The sequence below is a fragment of the Pseudidiomarina sediminum DSM 21906 genome (assembly GCF_000423165.1).
Classification (GTDB): domain Bacteria; phylum Pseudomonadota; class Gammaproteobacteria; order Enterobacterales; family Alteromonadaceae; genus Pseudidiomarina; species Pseudidiomarina sediminum.
Window position 1 is genome coordinate 584,508 of the sequence record NZ_KE383983.1, and the last position, 24,352, is coordinate 608,859.

Here is a 24,352-nt window from a genome sequence, read left to right on the forward strand (position 1 = left end):
TATAACGACAAGAGCAAATGGAATGATTCGAGCCGCCTTAAAGAACTCTTCATGGTTGATGAGCGAGAAAGTCGTCACTATGGCAATGAACTTACTCGTTGCGCTGCTACTTGCCCGGCAGTTAGGGCCAGAGCTCTTTGGGGAACTTAATTACGTGCTGGCGCTCGTCGCTTTAGTTACACCCTTATCTGCATTGGGTTTAAATGCGCTCATTATGCGTGAGCTGGTGGAGCATCCGAGCCGTGAAACGCAGATCATGAGCACTGCTGCAGCCTGTCGTTTGGTCGGCGCCACCGTGGGATTATTGGGTTTGTTGTTGTGGGCTTGGTTCAGTTCAATGAGTGTTGCCGAACGCGTAAGTCTGACCGTGATTGGGGCTGCTGCAACCTTGCAAGCCTTTCAAGTTGTCGAGTATTACTTTCAAGCCAACGTAACAGCGCGTTATGTCGTGAAGATGCGCGCAACGGTCATTATCGTTGCAGGGATTGGTAAAATCACCTTCGCACTATTTTACCCGTCAGTCATTGCGGTCGCTTGCGTGTACGCAGTTGAATTCTTTGCTTGGGGAGCAGGTTACCTATTGCTGTATAAGAGTAAATCGACAGGTTTTGTGTGGCGAAAAGTCGATTGGCGCTACGGCATGCAATTGTTAAAGCAATCGTCGTGGCTGATTTTGTCAGGCATTGCTGCGGTATTGTATTTGAAAATCGACCAAGTCATGTTGGGGCACCTGGCCGGTCGGGCTGAGGTAGGCGTTTATGCTGTTGCCGTTAAGCTCTCTGAAGTTTGGTACTTTTTTGCGACTGCGATTGCGACGTCGTTTTTTGCTGGCTTGCTAGCATTGAAGAAAACTGCGCCCGAACATTATCAAAAGCGTCTGCAGCAGCTTTGTGACGCGCTATTTTGTGTGGCGCTGCTGTTAGCCATTGCTGTTACTCTTTTGGCTGACCCTGTGGTGCCTTGGTTGTTTGGTGAGGACTACGCAGCGGCAGCGGCGATTTTAGTGATTCATATTTGGGCGAGTGTGTTTGTATTCATGCGCGCGCTGGCCAGTAAATGGCTGATTGCCGAACGGCTGTTGCACTTTAGTTTGATCAGCCATGGTATTGGCGCGGTGTTGAATATTATTGCTAATTTCATTCTTATTCCGCAGTGGCAGGGCGAAGGTGCCGCCGTTGCAACGATTCTCTCCTATGCTTGTGCGTCTTATGTGGCATTTTGGTTGTCCGCGTCGACACGCCCCCTCGCATTGACTATGACCCGCGCCATGTTACTGCCATTTACGCTGGGCTACCGGTATTGGCACATGCTGACACGTAAAGGTTAGGTGAGGGAGCCAAAGGAGCGCAAATGAACTATGGTAGAAGCCGGTCAAGTTTGCGAAAATAGCACGATATTATAACACTTGGACCTACCCTTATATTATGAGTATTCGTAGTTTTGCACGACGCATTATTCCAAAGTCGTTCGTTCATTCGGTGCGCGAATTTGGAGCACGTATTGACCGCAGCCTACTACCGGTCTTTGCTGTGTCAAAGTGGACTGCTTCACTGTATTACCTATTTTTTAATCGGGGGTTTGGCCGCGAACATCAAGGGGTGCTGAAAGGGCGTATTGCTTACTGGCGTTCACTCCATGAGATTGCAGAGAGTTGTGTGTTGTTGCGCCGCAATACCCACCGTTTGGAAAAAGGCCTCATTATGCGCCCGCGACGTCCGAGTTTCGCAGAGGCCTATATTGAAGAGACTGTGGTATGTTACTTGCGCGCTGATCAAGCAGGCACAGTCCAAGCCGACGAAATGCGCTGGGCGAAAGATGTCTTGGACGCCTATTTCGCCGCGGTGACCGATACCCCAGTCATCGCGAAAGTACGTAAGCTCTACAGCCAAGCGGAACATCGGCATTGCCAAGCGGCGAGTGCGTCCTCCTCGACGCCTTACCCACAGAGCAGTTTGCCTGAAAGCCCGGTGAGCACTGAGCAACTCGCCACACTTTTTTTAAAGCGTCGCTCAACCCGTTGGTATTTACCTAAACCCGTGCCTGAAGACAAATTGCGCGAAGCGGTAAACTTAGCCTCATTGGCGCCTTCGGCCTGTAATCGTCAGCCGTATGAGTTTTATCTCATCAATAACGCCAAGCGCGCCAGTAAAATTGCCAAATTTGCCGGCGGTACTGTTGGTTTTGCCGACAATATTCCGGCGCTGATTGTGGTTGTCGGTGACCTGAACGCTTACCCAATGGAGCGTGATCGACACTGTATTTATATCGATGGTTCATTGGCTGCAATGCAGCTGATGCTCGCGTTGGAAACCATGCAGTTATCGACCTGCCCAATCAACTGGCCAGATGTCGAGCATCGTGAACAACAAATGCAACAAGAGCTGGGCCTGAAAGTGCACCAACGTCCGATCATGTTGTTGGCTGTGGGCTACGCTGATCCTGAAGGCGGCATTCCGTTTTCGGCGAAGAAAAGCGACGTGACCTTAGTGAAATAAGCCGTGATGGCTTCATGTTTGTGTCGCAAACAAGCATAAGAAAGGAGCACAAATGAAGCAGTGGATTGCAAAAGCGTGCATGGCGAAAAGCAGTTACTTGCTGGCGTTGCTCGTGTTAGTCGGTTGCGGTTCTGGCGATAGCGCACAACAGCCAACACCGGATGTTACGGCTGCGGTGGTCGAGACAGTCACCTTGAGTGATGCGCCAACGGTTGTCGAGAGTGGCGCTGAGCTGGCGGTAACATTAACCACCGATAAAGCTGTCGGCAAGGCTCGCACGGTCACGATTGTATGGCGCGACCAAAACGGTGAGACGCGCAAGCAGTCCAAAGTGAGTCTGAATGTGGGACAGCGTTCACACCATTTCAGCTTGGGCACCGCGTTTACCGATACCGAGCGATTTGATCATGTTGCGGCAGTACAACTGGTGGTGCAACAAGCAGGTCACGCTGACGCGGTATCAGCATCTTTTGATTGGTATGCGACCGCGCCCGCAGCGCTTTTGTTTAATTCAAACGGTTTTCAGTGGCAAAATGCTGAGCAAGCCAAGGTTTTGATTGAGCAGGGGGCGTTTCAAGCGCCGCGCACGACGTTTGAACCTTGGGCGTTACCGACACAGCCCACCTGGCAAGAAGATCCCTACAGCAATAACACCTGGTTGCTCTATTATCATAGCCTTGGTTGGTTGTACGCATATGACTTTGAATTCGAGCGTAGCGGCGATAAAGCGGTGCTTGAACAGTTAGAACATTACTTGTTTGACTACGCTAGCAAGGTACAGCGAGGTGGCTCCAATAATTATATGGCGTGGAATGATCATGCTGTTGCGTGGCGGATGGAAGCACTCAGCTATTTTTACCAAAAGTATGGTCACGCGCGCTGGAGTAATGCCCAATTGCAGCAGATGCAGGGGTATTTACGCGATCATGCGGACGAGCTCGTCGACTTGCTGCACGATCCGCGTTACTTTGCGCACAACCACAGCATGTATCATGCCTTAGCGCTCTATAACTTTAGCTTCATTGCGCCGTATGAAAGTGCGTTGCGTGGCTACCGAGAAGAAGCGTTGGTTCGCATGAATGAGCTTTTTGAGGAGATGGTAAATACCACTTCAGGGGTGTCGGTCGAGCAATCGACGACCTATCATTTCATTGCGATGGAGCTGTTTATTCAAGCCAATCAATTGGCGCATACCATGACGGCAGAGCCGTTACAGGAATTGGCAGAAAACCTGAGCGAAATGGTGGCCTTTGCCGCCCATTTGATTTATCGCAACGGTGGAGCGACGGCGTTAGGTGATACCGATTATCAACGCACCATTTGGACCGAGCGACTCTTACGCATTGTTGAGGAAGGCGCGATTAGTTCTGCTTATGCTCGACACCTAGCGACACAAGGCGCTGAAGGCACACCCTTGCTGGCGAACTATGTGGCGGACAGCGATGGCTACGTGATTCAACGTCCGGGCTACGCGTACAGCCGTAATGAGGTTTTTACGTTTACCGATTTCGGCAAAAAGCTGTTTTCACATGGTCATCATGATGCGGGAAATGTCATCGCGACAGACAACGGTGATGCATTATTGATTGATGCAGGTGGGCCGTACTTATATAACAGCCCGAAACGTGCGTATTACCGTTCAGCTTATGCGCACAATACGTTGATCGTCGATGAGCAGTCGACCTTTGCCAATGATGCTAAAGTGCTTGACGCGGCGTGTCACGAGGAGATGTGTTACAGCCTCGGGCGTATTGATGAAGCAAGCTATCAACATTGGCGCTTGGTCGTGACGCAACGCGATGGTGATACGCCGCGTTGGAGTGTGATCGATATCGCCATGTCGAAAGCGGGCACGTCACAGGATTACAAGCTGGTGTATCATTTCCCGATGGATGCTGATGTGACGCCGGTCGCCGCCAGCGCACAGTGCCAGACAATTACGCTTGCCAGCGATAAAGCCTATTGTGTGCAAGTCGCGGCAAATACGGCGTTAACGGTGACCAAATGGCAAGGCGTTGACGACGATAATTACACCCAAGGTTGGGTACAACCGGGCTTTGGCAAACGCCTTCCGGCGCCAGTGCTAGAATTTACTGGCACCGATCAGCAACTGCTTGCCGTCACTGAATTACGCACTGCGGCACAGGCGAATCAACCGATGGCGACAGTACAGGCGGTGAATGCAGCGGCAATGACTTATACTGTTGAACTTGGGCGCTATACCCTGTTGTTAAGTGATCTAGCGAGTGCGGCCCCCGCGGTGCACGTCAGCACGCATAATTAAAATAAATGGAGAGTTCTGTGAGTAGCGAAACAACGACAACCAACAAGCGCGATTTAGTCTACTTGATTGCGCTCATGTGGCGCGAAAAGTGGCTGATTTTGGCCATCACCTTCGTCTTTGCCGTAACCTCGGTAGTTGTGGCGTTATCCATTCCCAACACTTATACCGCGCAGGCGAAGTTAGCGCCAGCTGCAGACTCAGAAGGCGGCGGTTTAGCAGCTCTTGCTGGACAGTTTGGTGGCCTTGCTAGCTTGGCTGGAGTCAACCTTGGTGGCAACTCCAAAGAAGACAAAGTAATGATTGCGCTTGAAACCTTAAAGTCGCGCAAGTTTAGCCGTTATTTCATTGAGAAATATGACATTTTAGTGCCGCTAATGGCTGTCGAAAAGTGGGACCTCGCCACCGGCAACTTGGTCTATAACACTAAGCTTTACGATCCTAAGACGCAGCAATGGGTGCGCGAGGTTGAGCCTCCGTACACCCCAGAGCCGTCATTTTGGGAAGCGCACAAGTCGTTTAATAGCCGCTTGAACGCCAAGCAAGATGAGATGACCCAACTGGTGACCATTTCGTTTGAGCATGAGTCGCCGGAGCTGGCGAAGCAGTGGGTCGACTGGATGATCCAAGAGGTCAATGAATTGATTCGCGTTGCTGATATTGAAGAAAGTGAAGCCAGCATTGCGTACCTAGAGAAGAAACTGCGCGAGACGGAACTCACCACCATGCGACAGGTGCTGTATCAATTGATTGAAACAGAACAACAAAAAGCAATGCTCGCCAATGTCCGTGACGACTATGTGTTGAAACCGATTGATCCGGCCATTGTGCCGCAAGAGAAATCGGGCCCGAACCGCCCATTGATTTGTTTTGTCATTACCTTACTTGGCGGCATTTTGGCGTTGGTTGTGGTGGTTTTGAAAGATATTATCTGGCCACGAAAAAGCACTTAGCCATGAAAGATTTAGCGCTCCCGTATGAGGGCAATGTCCCATCGCTAACACTTCAGAAAACGCAATTGCTTAGCGTGTTGCTGTTGCTGTTAGCCTATGTGGTGTTGCCTTTGTTTGCGTGGGTGCCGTTGGTCGCACTTGTGGCAGCGGTAATGCGGGTGCAGTCAAAGGCACTCGCGGTTTTGGTGGTCTTCGCTTTTGCCATGCTGATTGCGAGTCGTCATTTAGGTTATTTGTACGGTAAGTCAGATGACTTGCCGTCGTATTTGTTAGCCTATGAAGCCTATTCCAGCTTTCTTTCTGTGCTGCCGCTAACGGTACTCTATGCTAAGAATGGTGATGTTGGTTTTGCTTACTTGTCTTACGCCATTCAAGGGCTGACCGATACGCATTTATTTTTATACTTTTTTAGCATTGTTGCCCTGTCACTCTGGGCTTACCTGCGGTTTGCCAAAGCCTACGCCGGAGCGCATTGGGCGTTATTTTGTTTGCTTTGCTATTTAATGTTTTTCAAGACCTTTCAAATTCAGTGGATGATTATTCGCTCGTGTTTGGCCTTACCCATTTTATTGTTGTCATTGCATTATGTTGCCCATGAGCAACGGAAAAAGGGCATTTTGCTTTACCTTGTCGGCTTCTCGTTACACGGCGCGACGGCGATCCTATTCTTCCCCGCGTTATTGTATGGACGTGCGTTAAAAGAGCCTCTCGATTTCACTCGTCTGGCGAAATACGCCGGCTACTTACTGATCGCCGGCCTTGTTGTCGGGGGCGTATTAATGGCGTTAGGTTCGTATGTCATCGCCAAGGTCATGAGCCAAGATTTAGGCTTCAATGCCGAAAACGCCGTGGTCTACATTGTGCCGTTGGTCTTGGGCGTGTTGGTGATGTTGCAATGTGAGAATCGCTTCTTAAAAAACGTGATTTTGTATTTTTTGCTGATTGGTGCTTTTGGTTTTGTGTTTGGTAAAAACTTTTACCGTTTTGTGCACCCATTGCTGTTTTTACTACCCATAATGGTGGTTTACCTGAGCGAAGCCTTGATTAAACGGCACCGTCTCGCGCACCTTATTCGCCCCGCGTACGTCGTGTTATGCTATTTAAGCTTCACCTACGTGATGCAGCTGGATGAGCCCAATTTTTATTACAAAGATCCGCTGATCGTGCCGGAAAATGTGACCGGTGCCGAGCAGGTGCAACTTTTCGACCAATATGTTGAAGAAGACGTGATTTACTACAAAGGCTGGCGGACACGCTAACCAGCCTCGAAGGAGAAGAAACCAGTGTTAACAGTTGAAGTAAAAGGGATTAGCTTTGCCAATAAAGGCGCTGAATTAATGCTGCATGCGATCATTGCACAGTTTGAAGAGCGTGGTGTTGCGGCACGTTTCGTGGTGGAACCACACGGCCCTTACCAACGTCGTGCGAGCTATGGTTTGTGGCAGAAAACACGCTATATCCGCAAGCGTATCAACTGGTTAGCTCCAATGAAGTTGTTGCCGCAGCGGCTTCGTACCATGTTTGGCATGGTCAATGAAAGCGACATTGACGTGGTACTCGATGCTTCAGGTTTCTCCTACGGTGATCAATGGAGCCCGGCGGTCGCACGCGACCGCCTTGCCAGCAGTATTGGCAAGTTACGCCGCAAAGGGAAACCTGTGGTGGTATTGCCACAAGCGCTAGGTCCGTTTGAAAAAGAAGCTTCCAAAGCGGTGTTTAAACCGATTTTGACGCAAGCCTCTTTGGTCTTCGCACGCGATCAGCATTCGTTCCAATATTGCTTGGATCTGCTCGGTTGTGATGCGGAAAACAAACCCGCTCATTTAGCGAAGTGTCCTGATTTTACCAACTTAATCAAAGGGATTGCCTGTGACAGCTGGGACGCGCAGTTGCACCAGACCTGTTTTATTCCAAATGCGCAAATGCTGGCCAAGCGCCAAGACGATGGTCAGTATGTTGCTTTTATGGTGGCCGCCTTACGTGCCGCGCAAGAGGCAGGTGCAAAACCCTTTTTATTGATCCACGAAGCTGACGCAGATCGTCAGTTGGCGCGCGACATTAACGCACAACTGGCAACACCTGTACCGGTGCTTGACCCTGGCCATGCACTGAAGATCAAATGGGTGATTGGGCAGTCACGATTGGTGGTGTCGTCACGTTTTCATGGTCTTGTGAGCGCTTTGTCGCAAGGTATCCCCGTGCTTGCAACGGGGTGGAGTCACAAATACCAAGAGCTGTTAGGTGATTATGAGTGTGCCGAGCAGTTGTTTGATGTGAATCAAGACGCGGAGAAGGCGGTTGAAAACCTACGCCTCTTGCTTACCGATGCAGCCCGATACAGTGAGTTGCAAGCTACCGTACAGGCCGCTGGCGATTGGCAGCGTGAGGCGGCAAAGCAGATGTGGGATGCTGTTTTTGCCTTGTTTGAAAAGCGCTAAGCCTCATGCGTCATGTTGTGATTTATACCCATAGTTTCCCGTTTCAAACGGGCGAGGCTTACTTCGAGTCGGAAGTTGCCCATTGGGCAGCACAAGCCGATTGCCAAGTGACCTTGCTACCCTTTGAGTGTGGGCCACCACGGCGCCCAGTGCCTGAGGGAATTCAGGTCGTCCAGCATCAGCGCGCGGACCATCCTGTTGCCGATGCGTGGCGCGCGTTGCGCGCCCTCACACGGCCTTATATTTATCATGAATTCAAACAACTATGGATGCGTAAAAAATTCACCCCGCGCGGTCTTGTTCGGGTCTTTTTGTCGGCAATTAAAGTGGAACGTTCGGTCACAACGCTGAACCGCTTTTTAGCGCGCTGCGAGCGACCGGTTGACGTGATGTACTGCTATTGGAATTTCCCCTATAGCTTCGCCGCTGCAATGGCGAAACGCCGTGGTGACATTCGTCATTTGGTGGCGCGGGTTCATGGCGGTGACCTGTACGAATCACGCTTTGCGATCCATTACTCACCCTTCAAACGTCAGTTTGCCAACGACTTTGACCGGCTCTATTTTCTCGCTGCTAACGGTCGCGCTTACTATCAAACGCAATACAACGCCAACAGTGTTGATGCACGCATCGCGCCACTGGGTGTGCGTATGCCTGAGTTAGATCAGGTTGTGGCGCAAGCGCCTGGGCAAACCCTACGTTTGCTCTCGATTGCGAACGTGATTGGTCTAAAACGTCTGGATAAAATGCTGGCCAGCCTGGCTGTGCTTGCCGAACGTTTCCCTGATTGGCGCATTGAATGGACGCACATTGGCAGTGGTGAGCTGTTAGAAACGCTACAAGCAGAGGCGAACTCGCGCTTTGGGCAAAGCGCGCAGGTGCAGGTGAATTGGCTTGGCCAACTGTCCAATCAGCAGGTGTGTGCATTGCTAGCCAAGCAAGACGTTACGTGTTTGGTGAATACCAGTGAATCAGAAGGGATGCCGGTATCGATTATGGAAGCAATGGCCTATGGCATTCCAGTGGTGGCGCCCGATGTTGGAGCTATCGCAGAGTTGTTGCCCGCAGGAACTGGCGTGTTACTCGATGCTGCGCCGACCCCTGTGGCGATTGCCGAAGCCATTGCCACAGTCGTTGCTGCGAATGCACAAGGTGGCATGAGTGCGGCTGCGCGGGCGCATGTGGCACAGCATTTTGATGCGAAGAAGAATTATCAGAAGATGGTGCGCGAACTGACCCAGCTCGCGCAGAACGATTAGCCGTCGATAAGGCCACGGGTATCGACCCAAAGTTTCCCTTCTAATTGCGCCCGCGTGATGGCTTTGAATGGCGTGTGGTCAACCAATAAGACCACAACGTCTGCCTCGCTGAGTGCTTCATCTAAGGCGGTTAAGGTTGCGTTTGCAACCGGTTGTGCGGTTGCTGGCAAGTTCGGCTCAACCACCATGGTGGTGCCGCTGTGTGCCGCAGCAATACGTTGTGCGATGGCGAGTGCTGGGCTTTCACGTAGATCGTCGATGTTGGCTTTAAACGCTAAACCAAGACAGGTAACGTTGACCGCGTCCACCGCTTTCCCCGTTTGCTGGGCGGCAGCTTGAATGGTGCATTGTACCTGCTGGTACACCCAGTCCGGCTTAAAGTCATTCACTTCACGCGCGGTCCGGATCATGCGGGCTTGTTCAGGTGCTGAAGCCACGATAAACCACGGGTCAACAGCGATACAGTGGCCACCAACACCGGGGCCTGGCTGAAGAATATTGACGCGCGGGTGATGGTTCGCTAGGCGAATCAATTCCCAAACATTGATACTGAGGTGATCACAAATCAACGAGAGCTCGTTGGCGAAAGCGATATTGACGTCACGGAAGCTGTTTTCGGTGAGCTTCGCCATTTCCGCAGTGCGCGCGTTGGTAAGTAAGCAGTCACCTTTCAAAAAGGTGTTATACAACGCGGTAGCTTGCGCGTTTGCTTTGGCTGACAAGCCGCCGATCACGCGATCATTTTGGACCAACTCATGCATGACTTGGCCGGGTAAAACGCGCTCAGGGCAGTAGGCGAGCTGAATATCGGCCTCGTCGCCATGGGTTTTCGGAAAGCTTAAATCAGGCCGTGCTTCGGCAAGCCAATCGGCAAGTTGTTCGGTGGTGCCGACCGGTGAGGTCGATTCCAAGATAATTAGGTTACCAACGCTAAGGTGCGGCGCTAAGGCTTGTGCGGCAGCTTTGATGTAGCTTAAATCAGCGTCGTAGTCGGCAGTGAACGGCGTGGGTACAGTGATCACATACGCATCAGCTGGCTCAGGCGAGGTGACGGCACGGAGTAGGCCGTCATGCACGGCGCGCTTGACCACATCGGCAAGGCCCGGTTCGACAATGTGAATAGCGCCAGCATTGATTGTGGCAACCGCGTTGGCGTTGACATCGACACCGATCACGTTCACCCCGTTTTTCGCCAGCACTGCGGCGGTCGGTAGACCGATGTAACCAAGGCCAATCACCGAAACGGTGTGAGGTTGTTGTCCGGGTTGCTGCATATATTAACTTAACTCCTGCTGCAAAAGTGCGACGATTTGGGCACAAGCGGTGCCATCACCGTAGGGGTTGTGTGCCTGACTCATGCTTTGATAATAGTCCACGTCATCGAGCAGACGTTGGGTCTCGCTGACGATTTTCGCGGTATCGGTACCAACTAGTTTCACCGTGCCAGCGGCCACTGCCTCTGGCCGCTCGGTGGTGTCACGCATGACCAAAACTGGCTTGCCGAGCGACGGTGCTTCTTCTTGGATACCACCGCTGTCGGTCAAGATGACGGTGGCACGGTTCATCAGATAAACGAACGGCAAATAGTCTTGCGGTGCAATCAAGTGCACATTGCTAATGTCTGACAACAAGCGTTTGACCGGCTCTTGTACATGCGGGTTCAAGTGCACAGGGTACACAATTTGGGTGTCAGGGTTGGCTTTCGCTAATTCGGCCAGCGCACTGCAAATGCGCTCAAAACCGGCACCAAAACTCTCTCGACGATGCCCGGTCACCAAAATCATCTTTTGCCCCAGTGGGCCGGTTACCGCATCGAATTGCTCCGCGAAACCTTGCTGCAACGCTGCATTGTGCTCAAGCTCGTCGCGCACATGTAGCAACGCATCAATAACTGTATTGCCAGTTACATGAATGGTGGTCGCATCGACACCTTCGGCGAGCAGGTTGGCTTGCGATGCTGGCGTTGGGGCGAAGTGCCAGCGGGTAATCCCGGCAACCAGCTTGCGGTTGGCTTCTTCTGGCCATGGCGAATAAATATTGCCAGTACGTAACCCTGCTTCAATGTGGGCCACTGGGATCTGTTGAAAGTAAGCAGCCATCGCCGTGGTTAAGGTGGTCAAGGTGTCGCCGTGAACAAAGACCAAATCAGGTGCGAACTCGGTCAGTACCGGTTCAATTTCTGTGAGCACCCGTGCTGCGAGCTGATTTAAGCTCTGCTTCGGCTGCATTAAATTCAAATCGTATTCAGGGGTGATGTTAAACAGGCGCAGCACTTGATCGAGCATCTCTCGATGTTGCGCCGTAACACAGACGCGTACGTCCCAGCTTGGTACCTGCTGCAGCGCTTTGACAAGAGGAGCCATCTTAATGGCTTCTGGACGCGTACCAAAGACGACAAGAAACTTTTTTTGTGCTGTTGTCATGCTGCTTTTAACCTCAAACCGTAACGATATAAGTGACCAAGTTTCATTTTAAGATGGCCGGCCGGCAACGATTTTAACAGTTCTTTAACCGAAAAGGGTTCTTGTATGCGCATTTTTAACCAAAATGCATGATTTTGTCGCTGCTTCCAGCCCATGTCAGCACCGTGCTTTTCTAAAAAGCGCGCGAACCCCTTGCGGCTTTTGGTTTGATTGGAAATGCGCACGCCACCATGGTCGACATAAATCGACTGTAACGGTTGGCCGAGGCGATAGGCTGGACCAAAGGCTTTAATGAGTCGGGTAAAACAATCGTAGTCTTGCAAGGCCACCAAGTCTTCATCAAAACCACCGATCGCTAACATGCGCTCACGCTCCACCAAGACCTGATTGGTGGCATGGTTGGCGTCGAGCTGCTCTGCGAGCGTGATAACTTTGTTGCTGCACATCACGGGTTTGGCGCGCTTGTTATCGGTCCAGTAGTAGCCGGAGCAAATAAACGCATAGCGCGGGTCGTAATGCTTGAGTAAGGTTTCGAGTCGGTCTGGCGTGAAAGTGTCATCGTCATCTAAACCGGTGACGAGTTGCCCTGCTGCCGCAGCAATCGCTTTGTTACGCGCAGCACAAGCGCCTTGTGGTTGTTCGTTGCGGATGGGCTTAACGCGACTGTCGCGTGCCGCATACGCTTGTAGCACCTCCCACGTACCGTCGGAAGAACCATCGTCAACGACGATGAGCTCCAAGTCTTGGTGCGTTTGCGCTAACACTGAATCCATCGCGCGATTCAGCAATGGGCCGCGATTGTGAGAGGGCATATAAACCGAGATCAGCATAGCGTCCTTGTCTTGTTATAGTTGGCGACGTAAATGTAACCCCAAATAACGCACGAGGTTAAGTTGGCGACCGAGCCTGCTTGGTTGCGAGCACAAACGGTAAAACCACTCGAGATGAAGGTCACAAAACAGCTTCGGCGCGCGCTTACCAAAACCGGTAAACACATCATAAGTACCGCCTACGCCAAGATAAAAAGCGTCGGGGTACACTTGGCGCAGCCGTTGGATCAGCTTCTCTTGACGTGGTGAGCCCATGGCGACCGTGACGATTTTCGGGCGATGTTGCAGCAAAGCGTCGTGCAATTGCTGTTCGTCGCTAAAGTAACCGTCGATAGCGGCAACAACCGGGGTACCTTGAGCTTTCAATTTTGCCGCGCAGGCGGCGTTCACTTCAGGCTTGGCACCGATGATGACCACTGGTAATTGCTGGGTTGCCGCTTGTTGCATCAGCGCTTCCCATAACTCGCAACCTGGTATACGGACGGTTGGCGCACCTTTTTGTGACATTGTGCGCACCACACCGGTGCCATCAGGAAAGCGCAATGAAGCGTCATTGATCAGCGCTTTAAGCTGATCATCGGCGCGGGCTAGCATCACTTTTTCAGGGTTAATGGCGATACCAAACCCTGGTAAGACGCTGCCATCAGCTTGGATAATATGTGCGACCGCGGCAGCCATTGACGAAAAGGGGGTGACTTGAATACCGCCAACGGTGACGAGGTTTGTCGAAGTCGATTGCATGGAATAGTTTATACCTCTATTTAGTGCGGGCATTCTAGCTAGGCTTACACGAAACTGCAATCTTGCAAGGCTACGATGATGACATTGATCCAAGGGTTGGTTAAACTCTTGGCTGGTTTAAAAACACCAACATATGATTAAGGATAGCTATGGATATCGTGGTGGTTGGCACAGGCTATGTTGGACTCTCCAACGCCGTGTTATTAGCACAACATAATCGGGTAACAGCGGTCGATATTGATGCGCAAAAAGTGGCACAAATCAATCAGCAACAAAGCCCAATTAAAGACCCCGATATTGAGCACTTCCTTGCCAATGAAACGTTGTCATTGACGGCCACGACGGACGCTACAAGTGCCTACGCACAGGCGCAATGGGTGCTGATCGCAACCCCCACCGACTATGATCCAGAAACCAACTACTTTAATACCCAATCCGTCGACGCGGTACTGCAGCAGGTGCTGGCAGCGAACCCTTCGTGTCACATTGTGATTCGTTCAACCATCCCTGTTGGGTATGTGGCAAAAAAGCGCGCTGAATTAGGCACCGAACGGGTCATGTTCGCGCCTGAATTTTTGCGTGAAGGTAAAGCGTTACACGACAATTTGTACCCGTCACGCATTATCGTCGGGGAGTGTTCTGAGCGCGCTGAGCAATTTGCACAACTTTTACAACAAGGTGCGCGCAAGACTGACGTGCCCGTGCAATATACTGAGCCGACAGAAGCTGAAGCTATCAAATTATTTGCTAATACTTATTTGGCGATGCGAGTGGCGTTCTTTAACGAGCTCGATACCTATGCGGCGCATCACGACTTAGACACGCGGCAAATTATCGATGGGGTGTGTTTAGATCCGCGCATCGGTAATCATTACAATAACCCGAGCTTTGGCTACGGTGGTTATTGTTTGCCGAAGGACACCCGGCAACTGTTGGCAAATTACGATAACGTGCCACAAGTGATGATTGGCGCCATTGTAGATGCCAACCGTACGCGTAAAGACTTTATCGCGGAAGCGATAGCGGCGAAACAACCACAAGTGGTTGGCGTGTACCGACTGGTGATGAAAGCGGGGTCGGATAATTTCCGCTCAAGTGCGATTCAAGGCATTATGCGACGCTTGCAAACGCGTGGTATTGAGGTGATTGTTTATGAGCCGAGTGTAACGGAATCACGCTTTGCCAACTGCGCTGTCGAAAAAGAATTACAAGATTTTAAAAAGAAATCGGATATAATCATTAGCAATCGGATGGCGGAAGAGCTGGCCGATGTCGCGGATAAAGTGTATACCCGAGACATTTATAACAACGATTAAGAAAGACAGGGAATCTGGTATAGATGAATATTTGGATGGTTTTAATAGCCGCTACCGCTTTGTCGAGCGTGTTATGTAACGTCCTAATTCCTATGGCGTGGCGTACTGCATTGGTAGACCACCCGTGCGAGCGCAAGCAGCATGGTGTCCCGGTTCCTTTAGTCGGTGGCCTCGCCGTGTACGGCACCATGATGATCATGATGGTGGCGATTCTCCCGCTAGAAGTAAACATTCGCTTATTCCTTGTGGCCTCGAGCTTTATGGTGCTGATTGGCGCCCTCGATGACCGTTATGATATTGACGCTGGCGTGCGCTTTATCGCGCAGCTGCTTGCTGCCGCTGTAGTGGTGTTTGGCGCCGACGTACAAATTACCCACATTGGCGATCTATTCGGCACCGGTGTGATTGAGCTTGGCCCTCTGTCGATGCCGTTTACCTTGCTGTGTATTGTTGCGGCGATGAACGCCTACAACATGATTGACGGTATTGATGGCTTGCTTGGGGCGATGGCGATGGTGGCCTTTGCGGGTATCAGTTTGCTGGCGCTGATGCACAATCAATACTTGCCTTTAGTTGTCGCAACCATTTTGTTTGGTGCGATGATCCCGTATTTGGTCCGGAACTTAGGCTTCAAGCTACGCCCGGTGCGCAAAATCTTTATGGGTGATAGTGGCTCAATGCTGGTCGGCTTCACCGTGGTCTGGTTATTGGTGATGCTGACCCATCCAGAAAGTGTTCTTGAGAGCTGGTTTGATTCTCGGCCTGACCTAAGCTCAGTGCGTCCAGTCGCAGTATTGTGGTTGATTGCCGTACCTTTAATGGACATGTTTGCGATTTTGTCGCGGCGTGTCATGAAAGGGCAGTCACCATTTAAACCTGACCGTGAGCACCTGCATCACATCTTTATGCGCGCAGGCTTTTCAGCACGCCAAGCGCTCACAATCATCAGCATTATTGCTGTTGCTAAGCTAGGCTTGGGTCTAACCCTTGAGTGGTTTGCAGTACCTGAACCAATTGTACTTAGCATTTTCGTAGCAATTTTTGTACTCTACCTCTTAATGCTCAAGAACATCTGGAAGATTGTTTCTTGGGTGCGTCAACATCGTGACGTAGAAACTCATAACTAAAATTATCGACAGGGGAACATAGCGTGAAAGCATGGTTGCAACAAACGCTAGCAGCAGCCGGGCTGGCGTGTGCGTTTTTCATTTCGGCGGCAATGGCGCCAGCGGCGCAAGCGCAAGACCTATCTGCGCTAACTCCGCAGCAAATTCAACAAATTCAAAAACTCCCTCGCGCGCAACAAGAAGCGATCGCGCGGCAGTTCGGCGTGAACCTGAACGACATCGAAGCAATGATGAATGCTTCGGGTAAGTCTGCAGCGCCTAGCGACAAGCAAGACAAAGCGACTGAAACAGGTGCCGCAAAGGTTGTTGATACACGTCCTTTAAATGAGTTAAGCCCGGGCGAATTAGCTGAACGTCTCGCTGAAGATGACAACGAATTGCAGCCTTTTGGTTACAACCTGTTCCAAGGTGGTGAGCCAAGTACCTTTGCGCCGTTGGCCAATGCACCGGTACCGTCCAATTATATTCTTGGCATTGGCGATAGCTTACGGATTCATTTGTACGGCAAAGAGTCTGGCAGTATTGAAGCGCCGATTGATAATGAAGGGCATGTGGTGATTGAAAACCTCGGGCCGATTTCTGTGCTGGGCTTACGCTACGATGAAGCCAAAGAGCTGATCCGTAACACCGTGCGTGAGCGCATGGGTGGACAAGAAGCCGCAGTGAGTATTGGCGAACTGCGTAGCATGCAAATTTTTGTCGTAGGTGAGGCGTACAAGCCGGGCGCCTATACTGTTAGTTCGTTGACCACCATCAGCCAAGCCTTGTTTGTGTCTGGTGGCGTAAGCGACATTGCTTCGTTGCGGAACGTACAGCTTAAGCGTGAAGGTAAAACGGTGGTGACCTTTGACCTTTACAAGCTATTGACCGAAGGCGATGCCAGCAACGATTTACGTCTACAAGCTGGCGACGTCGTATTTATTCCGACCCGCGGTGAAATGGTCAGCGTAGCAGGCGAAGTATTACGTCCAGCTATCTACGAACTCTTACCTGATGAAACCCTCGTCGATGCGCTTAATTTTGCCGGTGGCTTATTACCGACGGCGTATCGTCAATCCATTCAAGTGCAACGCATTCGTGATGGCGCACGTCGTGTGCAAACCATCGATATGAGCAAAGACAAGCTCACCACGCCGCTGCAAGGTGGTGATGCGGTGAAGGTGTTCCCGGTTGCCGAGGAAACCGTTGATAGCGTGATGTTGGTGGGCGCTGCAGTGCGACCTGGCGTGTACCAATGGCATGAACGCTTACGTATTAAAGACTTGCTGCCAACGGTCGATGGCGCCGTATTACCGGTGACCGATTTGACCTACGGTATTGTCGTCCGCTCAAGCGCCGATCGCCGTACCATCAAGGTATTGCAGTTTGATGTGGCGCGTGCCATTCATGGTGACGCCGATGAGAACTTAGCCCTGCAACCACGTGACCAAGTGGTCTTGTTCAGCCGCTATGAGTCGGCGCAAGCGGAAGAGAATCAACTTAGTGCTTGGTTGAAATCGGAAAGTGACCGCGCCCGCGAAGAGCGGGAGCGGGTGCTCGAAGTGTATCGCAAGCAGTATTTGCAGAAGCTGATCACTGACGATCTTGGTTTTGATCAATTGCTTGAACGCACCACGCCAGAGCGTTCGGAAGAACTTGATAGTCAATTGACTTCGTTGTTCGCGATTAACGAGCACGGCGAGCAAAAAGCCGAAGACTATTACGCGAAGTTTTCGCGCCACAACTTGTTGCAGCCGATTTTGTATCAGCTGCGTAATCAATACAGCGCCACCGGTACCTTACCCTTGGTGTACGTTGACGGCGAGGTTCGTTATCCGGGTATTTATCCACTGATTGACGGAGCCAACGCTAAGCAAGCGATTGTTGCTGCGGGTGGTTTGAAAGAGTCGGCTTACCTCGCGCGGGCGGAGATTACCCGTACCCAGTTGCAAGGTGGTGAAGCAGAAGCCAGCTATGTTCCCTTTAACCTTGCGCAAGTGCTGCAAAATGAAGTGACCGTGCCGGTGCAGGGACGTGACCGTTTGCAGATTCTCCCTATTCCGCAATGGCAAAACACGTTACAGGTGCGCTTAGAAGGTGAAGTACGCTTCCCGGGTACCTACACGATTCGTCGTGGCGAAACTCTACAGGGGCTTTTAGATCGTGCCGGCGGCTTGACTGAGTATGCTTTTGTCGAAGGCGCTATTTTTACCCGTGCCGATTTGCGTGATGCCGAGCGCAAGCGCTTGGATGAACTGGCCCAGCAATTGCGCCGTGAAATTGCCTCGAACGTGATTACCGATAGCGGTGCGCAAGTCGCCTATGCGGAAATGAACCAGCTGCTTCGCGATTTAACCAATATCGACGCGGTCGGGCGTTTGGTCATTGATTTACGTAATGTGATTGGTCGGAACCAGCGTACCACCGATTTGCAACTGAAAGACGGCGACCGTTTGTTTGTGCCGACGGTACAGAATACGGTTTCGATTATCGGCGAAGTGCAATTGGCCAGTTCGTACCAATACGAAACGGGTGTGACGCTTGAAGAGTACATTAAGCGCGCCGGTGGCATGCGCCAAAAAGCTGATGACGAGCGTATTTACATCGTTAAAGCCAACGGCAGTGTGGTCGTGCCTGAGCGCCGTTCGTGGTTTAGCTCTGGCAGTACCAATCAAATTGAGCCGGGCGATACCATCGTGGTACCGATGGATACGCAATACATGAATAATATTGAGATGTGGACGACCGCGACCCAGATTATGTATCAAGTGGGTGTAGCGCTGGCCGCGCTGAGCGGATTGTAAGGTTCACAAGCACAGGATAAGCAATGCTAGTAACGACGGATCATCTTAACCTCGATTACACCTTTCAGGGACTGTCGGTGGCCGACATCGAGGCTTATGCAAAACAGCGTTTGCCAGAAACCTTTAACGCTGCACGTGAGCAATTGCTCAGTGGCGACTACGCCAACCCAAGCGAAGGGAGGAACGTCACCCACGTACTCAATCGCAGTCGCCACTCGGTTACCGCGGCACGTGGCGGGCGCAATCGCTTTTGTGAAGTGGTACGCAGTTTGCGCAGTGGCAAATGGCTTGGCGCCACCGGCAAACCTATTACCGATGTGGTGAACATTGGGGTTGGTGGTTCTGACTTAGGCCCGATGATGGGCAGCTTTGCCTTGCGCGAGTTTGCCGACGACAACGTGTCGCATGATTTGCAGGTGCATTTTGTCAGCTCGATGGATGGTGGTCAGCTGTATGCGGTGTTGCCGATCGTTGATCCGGAAACCACGTTGTTTATTATTGCTTCGAAGAGCTTTGGCACCATTGATACCCTCGCCAATGTCGATACCGTGAAACGCTGGATCAGCCCGCAGTTGAGCGAAAGCCAGTGGTTGGCGCGTCATGTAATTGGCGTGTCGAGCAACAATCAAGCAATGAGCCAATTCGGCATTCCTGCGGGACAACAACTTAGCTTTGCTGACTCAGTAGGTGGACGTTTCTCACTTTGGTCGGCCATTGGTTTGCCAATTGCGTTGACCGTTGGCGCCAATCAATTCAGTAAAATGCTGGCTGGGGCGCATGCCATGGATCAGCACTTTGCGACCGCGCCATTGACCGAAAACATTCCCTTGCTGTTGGCATTGATTGGTGTCTACAACCGCGAACAGCGTGGCTTAAACAATGTTGCTGTGCTGCCGTATGACGGTCGCTTACGTTATTTACCAAGCTACTTGCAGCAGCTCGATATGGAAAGCAACGGCAAGCAATGTGACCGCGACGGTATACCGATTGATTACCCGACTGGACCTATCATCTGGGGTGGCTTTGGCCCCAACGGTCAACATGCTTTTTTCCAGCACTTGCACCAAGGCTATGATGCCTTTACCGCAGACTTTATTGCTGTTTTGCACCGCCAAGCACCAGGGTTCACCCCAGCGGTACAAGAAGGTTTGGCCGAGCAGCAACGCCTTGCCGTCGCTAATTGTCTGGCCCATCGCCGCTTGCTTTGGTTTGGCAACGGTGACACCTATCCGGGACAGAGCCCGACCAACTTGTTGTATGTGGATGAGCTGACGCCAGAGAGTTTCGGGGCCTTGATTGCTGCCTATGAACACAAAGTGTTTACGCAAGGGGTGATTTGGAATATTAATTCGTTTGACCAGCCGGGCGTTGAACTCGGTAAGCAAATTGCCAAAGAAGTGCTGGCTGTACTTGATGGTCACAGCGACGAACACTTTGATGAAAGCACGGACAACATTATCAAGAGGATGTAATGGCGCAACCTACCCAACATATTCTTTGTCAGGACCCATTGGTCTATATTATTGATGACTTTTTTACCGACTCTGAAGCCAAGCAGCTGCAGCAGGCGGCGGCGAGCCATATGGATCGCGCCAAAGTCAGCTCTGACAAAGAAGGGGTGTTGAGTAACGCGCGAACCAACCAATTGGCATGGATTCGTCATACCCACGATATGATCACCACCGGGCTAGGGGCACGCATTGCCGCGCAAGTTGGCTTGCCATTAGCGAATGCTGAAAGTTTTCAGGTGATCCATTACGCCGAACAGCAAGAGTACCGTGCACATTTTGACGCCTACAACATGAACACCGAGCGGGGTCAGCGTTGTACCGCGCGCGGCGGGCAGCGCTTGTTTACCGCGCTGGGCTATATCAATAGTCCTGCAGCGGGCGGCTCAACCTATTTTCCGAAGCTGGATATCAACGTTGCGGCCAAACCTGGGCGTTTGTTGGTGTTTGAAAATGTGGTGCGCGGCACCACTGACGTCCACCCAAAAAGCTTGCACGCGGGCATGCCGGTCACCGAAGGTGAGAAATGGGCCTTTAACTTGTGGTTCCACGAGCGCGAGTTCGTTTAAATGCGTCGCCTGCTAGCAAGTCTCCTCCTGTTGATTGCCACAGCGCTACCACAAGCGCAAGCAACCCCGTGGTTAGATGCCGAAGAGCTGCATGTGCGTCACTCATTGCAGGTGTTGGCTGATGCGGGCTTGTTGTCAGCTCCGGTCACCAGCTTCCCGGTGATGTGGCGCCCTTTGTTGGAGGACCTGTATGCGATCAATCCAGCCGAGCTTACCCCACTGCAGGAAGTCGCCTATTACAAGCTGATGACCCTGCTCGACTATCATAAAGGTAGCTCGTACACAGGTGTGCGTGTGGCCGGCGTTACCGATACCGGTGCCCAACCGAGCTATCATCGGCCGATGGAAGGCAAAGCCTCGATCAGCGTCACCCGTGAAACCATTGGCGATAATGTTGCCGGGCGGGTGCGGGTAACCTATCGCGATAGCTCGCTGAGTTTGAACCCGCGGGTACGCACCGAAAATACCAGCTGGCAGGGCAGTTATGGCGCTGCCATGTTGGGCGACTGGATGGTCAGCGTGGATCAAATGCAAACCTGGTGGTCGCCGGGTTCTGCGCAAGACGGTCTGCATACGGTCAGTACCTTGCCGCTGCGCAACGTGCGCACGGTGTACTCACCGAGTGGCGATAACCCACTGAGTCAATTCAGTTTCACTGCGTTTTATGGCGAGAGTGAAGAGAAGTTCTTGCTTGACCCGGCGTTAAACCAGTGGGAACGCGAAGAAGCTTACGGTGCGCGTCTCGACTGGCGTGCCCATGAACGCTTAGAAGTCGGTTTACACTACACCGCATCAGAGTTAGCCGATAGCTCGGACAACTGGGTGTTTGACGCGCGCTTGAGTCTGCCCAAACAAATTAATCTGTATGGCAGTATCAGTGAGCATGACGTGAACGGTCTACGCGGTAATGGCCATATGGTCGGTGTGGATTGGAGTTTCGCCGAGCCGGCCAAGCTATCACGAGTGTACGCCGAATTTGACCGCAGTGATTTGCGCAGCTTAACCACCTTAGGTTATGCCACGTTTGCCAATACCGGCTTTGGCTATGATTTCCGCATTCAAGATACGCGCGTGCGTCGTCACCATAACAGCTACGGCATGGCCCCGCGTTGGCAGCTGGTACCAGAATACCGTCCCAACATTGAACGCATTCAACAATTTGAAGCCGTGGTGTTCTTCCCGGTCGGCTTTAACAGCGTGGTGCAGTTTGGTCTTCAGGCATGGAAAGACACCTATGTCTCTGGCGACAATGATGAGTTTGGCAACGTGATCGGTTCGTTTGAGCTGCGTTGGTAACTTTTTTATGCGTTTGCATAAATTCAAAGCTTACCAATATTACTTCTCTTTTGCTTTACGCTATCGCATAAATAGTCTTGACAAATTCTGGGGGCTCTCCTAATTTTATGTTTACGCATAAATTGGGGGCGCTATGAAAGTTCAAGTGCAAGACGTTAAAACCATCGGTAACATTGTTAAGCAAGTGCGCAAAGCACAGGGGTTGGATCAAACCACTGCTGGAGCATTTGCCAACTGTGGTATCACCTTCGTTAGTCAGTTTGAGAATGGCAAACCGACAGTGCAGCTCGAAAAAGCGTTGGCAATGCTCGATGCTCTTGGAATTGACGTTTACCTCGATATTCCGCCCGAACTCAATGGTATTGATGAAAAAGGCGCTGTGTCATGAGTGCTGAGCGTGCCTTGAACGTGTTTATTAACGCTGCACATGTCGCCATTGTTTTCGAAAATAATGGCCTGTGGCGGTTGAGTTATCAGCAGTCATGGCTTGCAGCGCAAGATGCTTACCCGTTGGCCCCCAGTCTTCCATTACAAGAACACGCACTTATTGATACCGGTTCGCAACGTCCGGTGCAGTGGTTCTTCGATAACTTGCTTCCTGAGGAAGGTGCACGAGAATTGCTTGCGCGTGAAGCGCGGGTTGATGTTGAAGACGCGTTTAGTTTGCTAGAGCTTATTGGCGCGGAGTCCGCAGGAGCGATAACGCTACTCGCTCCTGAGCAATCATTGGGCGCACCTAAGCTTGAGCTTCTCACCACAGAAGAGCTTAGTGAACGCATCCAGAACTTGCCTCGAAGCCCTCTAAATCAGCGCTCGCGGAAACGCATGTCGTTGGCAGGTGCACAACATAAAATGCTGATAGTGATGGACGGTGAGGTGATGTATGAGCCGATTGGTAGTATGCCGTCCACGCATATTTTGAAACCGGAGCATCAGCAACCCGAGCTTTATCCTTTCACGGTCCGCAATGAGCATTTTGTGATGTCACTCGCTGAGCGCTGCGATCTTAGTGTGCCGAAAGTGACGACACGCTATGTGCCGCAGGCTTGCTACATCGTTGAGCGATTCGATCGGGAGGGAGTTGGCACGACGTTAAGTCGGGTGCATACCCTTGATGCTTGTCAATTGCTTGGTATCGCAGCTTATCGAAAATATACGGCGAGCAACGTAAGTGCGTTAAGACGCTTGGTGGAGCTGTGTCGTGCGAAAGCCGCTACGGCATTACAGCTCTACCGCTGGATTGTGTTTAACTTTCTGGTTGGTAATGGCGATGCCCATTTGAAAAACCTGTCGTTTCGCTTTGAAGGTAAAGCGATTCGCTTGTTGCCGCATTATGATTTGCTGTGTACTGTCATTTATGAAAAGCAGGGGGAGCATGGTTATGCAGAGTTATCGCAGCCGCTTGGCCGAGCGAAACGTTTTGCGGAGGTGCGTCGCGCCGACCTTATTGATGCTGCTGCGGAACTCGGCTTACCTGCGGTGATTGCCACGCGTGAACTCGATAAATTGATCGATAAAGTCACGACACAGGGGGAGCAGCTACTTGAAACCTTTGAACAACTTCCACCCAATGCCAGCAAAGCGGGCGAGTTACGCATGTTACGCCAGATCTTCTATCTCGCCATCAGTGAATTCAGCCAGCAAGTAAAAAAATAAGCAAGACTCCACAGCTCTTGATCCGACGTGTACAATGGCGCAATGCTATCAATTGCGAGGGACGCACGATGGTCGACACTTCTTCTGCTTGGTACGTAATACAAACCAAGCCAAAACAAGAGCAACGTGCTCGCACACACCTAGAAAACCTAGCGTTTGACGTCGCTTTGCCAATGTTGAGCATTGAACGGGTACGGCGTGGTAAACGCACGGCTGTCAGTGAGCCGCTGTTCCCGAGTTATATTTTCGTAAAGGTCGACGCGGCGTCACCAAACTTTCATAGAATTCGTAGTACCTTAGGCGTGAGTAAATTGGTGAAATTCGGTGAAACCCCCGCCCAAGTATCAGATGATGTTGTAAGCCAAATGTTGTGTTTTTCAGAGAAAAACGAGACAGCTCAGCAACTTGACCCCAACGCGGCACCGCAAGTCGGCGATCAAGTCGAAATTGTTGAAGGCCCATTTTCAGGGCTGTTGGCGAAAGTCGTGGCGTTAGATGGCGCGTCGCGTTGTGTGGTGCTGCTGGACTTTTTGCAAAAACAGGTCCGTGCAGAATTTGCGCTATCAAGCTTGAAACGTTAGGCAAACGTAGAGAAATGCCCGCATAAATGGGATAATTGCCCGTTTGTTGTTCCACAATCCAATCATTCGCACGTTGCGAAGCGCCTTTAGGAGCGG

The 24,352-nt window shown here is 51.4% G+C and carries 20 protein-coding genes; 16 read left to right on the forward strand and 4 right to left on the reverse strand.

The window, feature by feature from the left end:
* The first annotated feature begins 22 nt into the window (after positions 1–22).
* The 7 genes from G535_RS13255 to G535_RS0108095 all read left to right on the forward strand — a co-directional run bounded on the left by G535_RS13255 (position 23) and on the right by G535_RS0108095 (position 9,426).
* Positions 23–1,327 carry a flippase gene (locus G535_RS13255; protein WP_051207066.1) on the forward strand — a complete coding sequence of 435 codons (1,305 nt, stop codon included), beginning with the start codon at positions 23–25 and terminating at the stop codon, positions 1,325–1,327.
* A 97-nt stretch (positions 1,328–1,424) separates the two neighbouring features.
* The gene (locus G535_RS0108070) at positions 1,425–2,495 is read left to right on the forward strand and encodes a nitroreductase family protein (RefSeq protein WP_026861599.1); all 1,071 of its coding nucleotides are present in this window, start codon (positions 1,425–1,427) and stop codon (positions 2,493–2,495) included.
* 52 nt (positions 2,496–2,547) lie between these two features.
* Positions 2,548–4,779 (forward strand): heparinase II/III domain-containing protein, encoded by a 2,232-nt coding sequence (locus tag G535_RS0108075; RefSeq protein ID WP_026861600.1) that lies wholly within the window; start codon positions 2,548–2,550, stop codon positions 4,777–4,779.
* Positions 4,780–4,796: 17 nt separating this feature from the next.
* Complete coding sequence (locus G535_RS0108080; RefSeq protein ID WP_157981186.1) at positions 4,797–5,729, forward strand: Wzz/FepE/Etk N-terminal domain-containing protein; 933 nt, start codon at positions 4,797–4,799, stop codon at positions 5,727–5,729.
* A 2-nt stretch (positions 5,730–5,731) separates the two neighbouring features.
* A complete protein-coding gene (locus tag G535_RS0108085) occupies positions 5,732–6,988 on the forward strand; it encodes an EpsG family protein (protein WP_026861602.1) in 1,257 nt (418 codons plus the stop codon).
* A 24-nt stretch (positions 6,989–7,012) separates the two neighbouring features.
* Entirely contained in the window at positions 7,013–8,167 is a 1,155-nt protein-coding gene (locus G535_RS13260; RefSeq protein WP_051207068.1) for a polysaccharide pyruvyl transferase family protein, read from the forward strand.
* Between the two features lie 5 nt (positions 8,168–8,172).
* Positions 8,173–9,426, forward strand: a complete 1,254-nt coding sequence (locus G535_RS0108095; RefSeq protein WP_026861603.1) for a glycosyltransferase — start codon at positions 8,173–8,175, stop codon at positions 9,424–9,426.
* Here the strand turns inward: G535_RS0108095 and wecC are convergent.
* Genes wecC through G535_RS0108115 form a run of 4 tightly spaced genes read right to left on the reverse strand, consistent with a single transcriptional unit; the run spans position 9,423 to position 13,420 of the window.
* Positions 9,423–10,700, reverse strand: coding sequence for a UDP-N-acetyl-D-mannosamine dehydrogenase (gene wecC / locus G535_RS0108100; protein WP_026861604.1), 1,278 nt, complete (start codon positions 10,698–10,700; stop codon positions 9,423–9,425). The two genes, G535_RS0108095 and wecC, sit on opposite strands and share 4 nt — an antisense overlap.
* Before the next feature lie 3 nt (positions 10,701–10,703).
* On the reverse strand, positions 10,704–11,849 hold the full coding sequence (gene wecB, locus G535_RS0108105; protein WP_026861605.1) for a non-hydrolyzing UDP-N-acetylglucosamine 2-epimerase: 1,146 nt from the start codon (positions 11,847–11,849) through the stop codon (positions 10,704–10,706).
* A complete protein-coding gene (locus G535_RS0108110) occupies positions 11,846–12,679 on the reverse strand; it encodes a glycosyltransferase (RefSeq protein ID WP_026861606.1) in 834 nt (277 codons plus the stop codon). Before G535_RS0108110 ends, wecB begins: the two co-directional genes overlap by 4 nt.
* 15 nt (positions 12,680–12,694) lie before the next feature.
* Positions 12,695–13,420 (reverse strand): WecB/TagA/CpsF family glycosyltransferase, encoded by a 726-nt coding sequence (locus G535_RS0108115; protein WP_026861607.1) that lies wholly within the window; start codon positions 13,418–13,420, stop codon positions 12,695–12,697.
* A 149-nt stretch (positions 13,421–13,569) separates the two neighbouring features.
* Between G535_RS0108115 and G535_RS0108120 the strand changes: the two genes are divergently transcribed.
* The 9 genes from G535_RS0108120 to rfaH all read left to right on the forward strand — a co-directional run bounded on the left by G535_RS0108120 (position 13,570) and on the right by rfaH (position 24,256).
* Complete coding sequence (locus tag G535_RS0108120) at positions 13,570–14,736, forward strand: nucleotide sugar dehydrogenase (protein ID WP_026861608.1); 1,167 nt, start codon at positions 13,570–13,572, stop codon at positions 14,734–14,736.
* A 92-nt stretch (positions 14,737–14,828) separates the two neighbouring features.
* The gene (locus G535_RS0108125) at positions 14,829–15,863 is read left to right on the forward strand and encodes an undecaprenyl-phosphate alpha-N-acetylglucosaminyl 1-phosphate transferase (protein WP_157981185.1); all 1,035 of its coding nucleotides are present in this window, start codon (positions 14,829–14,831) and stop codon (positions 15,861–15,863) included.
* Positions 15,864–15,886: 23 nt separating this feature from the next.
* A complete protein-coding gene (locus G535_RS0108130) occupies positions 15,887–18,646 on the forward strand; it encodes an SLBB domain-containing protein (RefSeq protein WP_026861610.1) in 2,760 nt (919 codons plus the stop codon).
* Between the two features lie 23 nt (positions 18,647–18,669).
* Positions 18,670–20,118, forward strand: a complete 1,449-nt coding sequence (pgi, locus tag G535_RS0108135; protein ID WP_026861611.1) for a glucose-6-phosphate isomerase — start codon at positions 18,670–18,672, stop codon at positions 20,116–20,118.
* On the forward strand, positions 20,118–20,723 hold the full coding sequence (locus G535_RS0108140; RefSeq protein ID WP_026861612.1) for a prolyl hydroxylase family protein: 606 nt from the start codon (positions 20,118–20,120) through the stop codon (positions 20,721–20,723). The genes pgi and G535_RS0108140 overlap by 1 nt, the downstream gene beginning before the upstream one ends.
* The gene (locus G535_RS0108145; protein WP_026861613.1) at positions 20,724–22,019 is read left to right on the forward strand and encodes a hypothetical protein; all 1,296 of its coding nucleotides are present in this window, start codon (positions 20,724–20,726) and stop codon (positions 22,017–22,019) included.
* A gap of 133 nt (positions 22,020–22,152) precedes the next feature.
* Positions 22,153–22,407, forward strand: coding sequence for a helix-turn-helix domain-containing protein (locus tag G535_RS0108150; RefSeq protein ID WP_026861614.1), 255 nt, complete (start codon positions 22,153–22,155; stop codon positions 22,405–22,407).
* A complete protein-coding gene (locus tag G535_RS0108155) occupies positions 22,404–23,675 on the forward strand; it encodes a HipA domain-containing protein (RefSeq protein ID WP_026861615.1) in 1,272 nt (423 codons plus the stop codon). Before G535_RS0108150 ends, G535_RS0108155 begins: the two co-directional genes overlap by 4 nt.
* Positions 23,676–23,743: 68 nt before the next feature.
* Entirely contained in the window at positions 23,744–24,256 is a 513-nt protein-coding gene (gene rfaH, locus G535_RS0108160; RefSeq protein ID WP_026861616.1) for a transcription/translation regulatory transformer protein RfaH, read from the forward strand.
* Positions 24,257–24,352 lie beyond the last annotated feature (96 nt).

Bases quoted from the DNA above. Each gene is read 5' to 3' on its own strand.
- wecC (WP_026861604.1), bottom strand. From the start codon at position 10,700: ATGCAGCAACCCGGACAACAACCTCACACCGTTTCGGTGATTGGCCTT.
- G535_RS0108125 (WP_157981185.1), top strand. From the start codon at position 14,829: ATGGCGTGGCGTACTGCATTGGTAGACCACCCGTGCGAGCGCAAGCAG.
- G535_RS0108150 (WP_026861614.1), top strand. From the start codon at position 22,153: ATGAAAGTTCAAGTGCAAGACGTTAAAACCATCGGTAACATTGTTAAG.
- G535_RS0108075 (WP_026861600.1), top strand. From the start codon at position 2,548: ATGAAGCAGTGGATTGCAAAAGCGTGCATGGCGAAAAGCAGTTACTTG.
- G535_RS13255 (WP_051207066.1), top strand. From the start codon at position 23: ATGATTCGAGCCGCCTTAAAGAACTCTTCATGGTTGATGAGCGAGAAA.
- G535_RS0108140 (WP_026861612.1), top strand. From the start codon at position 20,118: ATGGCGCAACCTACCCAACATATTCTTTGTCAGGACCCATTGGTCTAT.
- G535_RS0108085 (WP_026861602.1), top strand. From the start codon at position 5,732: ATGAAAGATTTAGCGCTCCCGTATGAGGGCAATGTCCCATCGCTAACA.
- wecB (WP_026861605.1), bottom strand. From the start codon at position 11,849: ATGACAACAGCACAAAAAAAGTTTCTTGTCGTCTTTGGTACGCGTCCA.
- G535_RS0108095 (WP_026861603.1), top strand. From the start codon at position 8,173: ATGCGTCATGTTGTGATTTATACCCATAGTTTCCCGTTTCAAACGGGC.
- G535_RS0108120 (WP_026861608.1), top strand. From the start codon at position 13,570: ATGGATATCGTGGTGGTTGGCACAGGCTATGTTGGACTCTCCAACGCC.
- G535_RS0108115 (WP_026861607.1), bottom strand. From the start codon at position 13,420: ATGCAATCGACTTCGACAAACCTCGTCACCGTTGGCGGTATTCAAGTC.
- G535_RS0108110 (WP_026861606.1), bottom strand. From the start codon at position 12,679: ATGCTGATCTCGGTTTATATGCCCTCTCACAATCGCGGCCCATTGCTG.
- G535_RS0108070 (WP_026861599.1), top strand. From the start codon at position 1,425: ATGAGTATTCGTAGTTTTGCACGACGCATTATTCCAAAGTCGTTCGTT.
- pgi (WP_026861611.1), top strand. From the start codon at position 18,670: ATGCTAGTAACGACGGATCATCTTAACCTCGATTACACCTTTCAGGGA.
- G535_RS0108155 (WP_026861615.1), top strand. From the start codon at position 22,404: ATGAGTGCTGAGCGTGCCTTGAACGTGTTTATTAACGCTGCACATGTC.
- rfaH (WP_026861616.1), top strand. From the start codon at position 23,744: ATGGTCGACACTTCTTCTGCTTGGTACGTAATACAAACCAAGCCAAAA.
- G535_RS0108145 (WP_026861613.1), top strand. From the start codon at position 20,724: ATGCGTCGCCTGCTAGCAAGTCTCCTCCTGTTGATTGCCACAGCGCTA.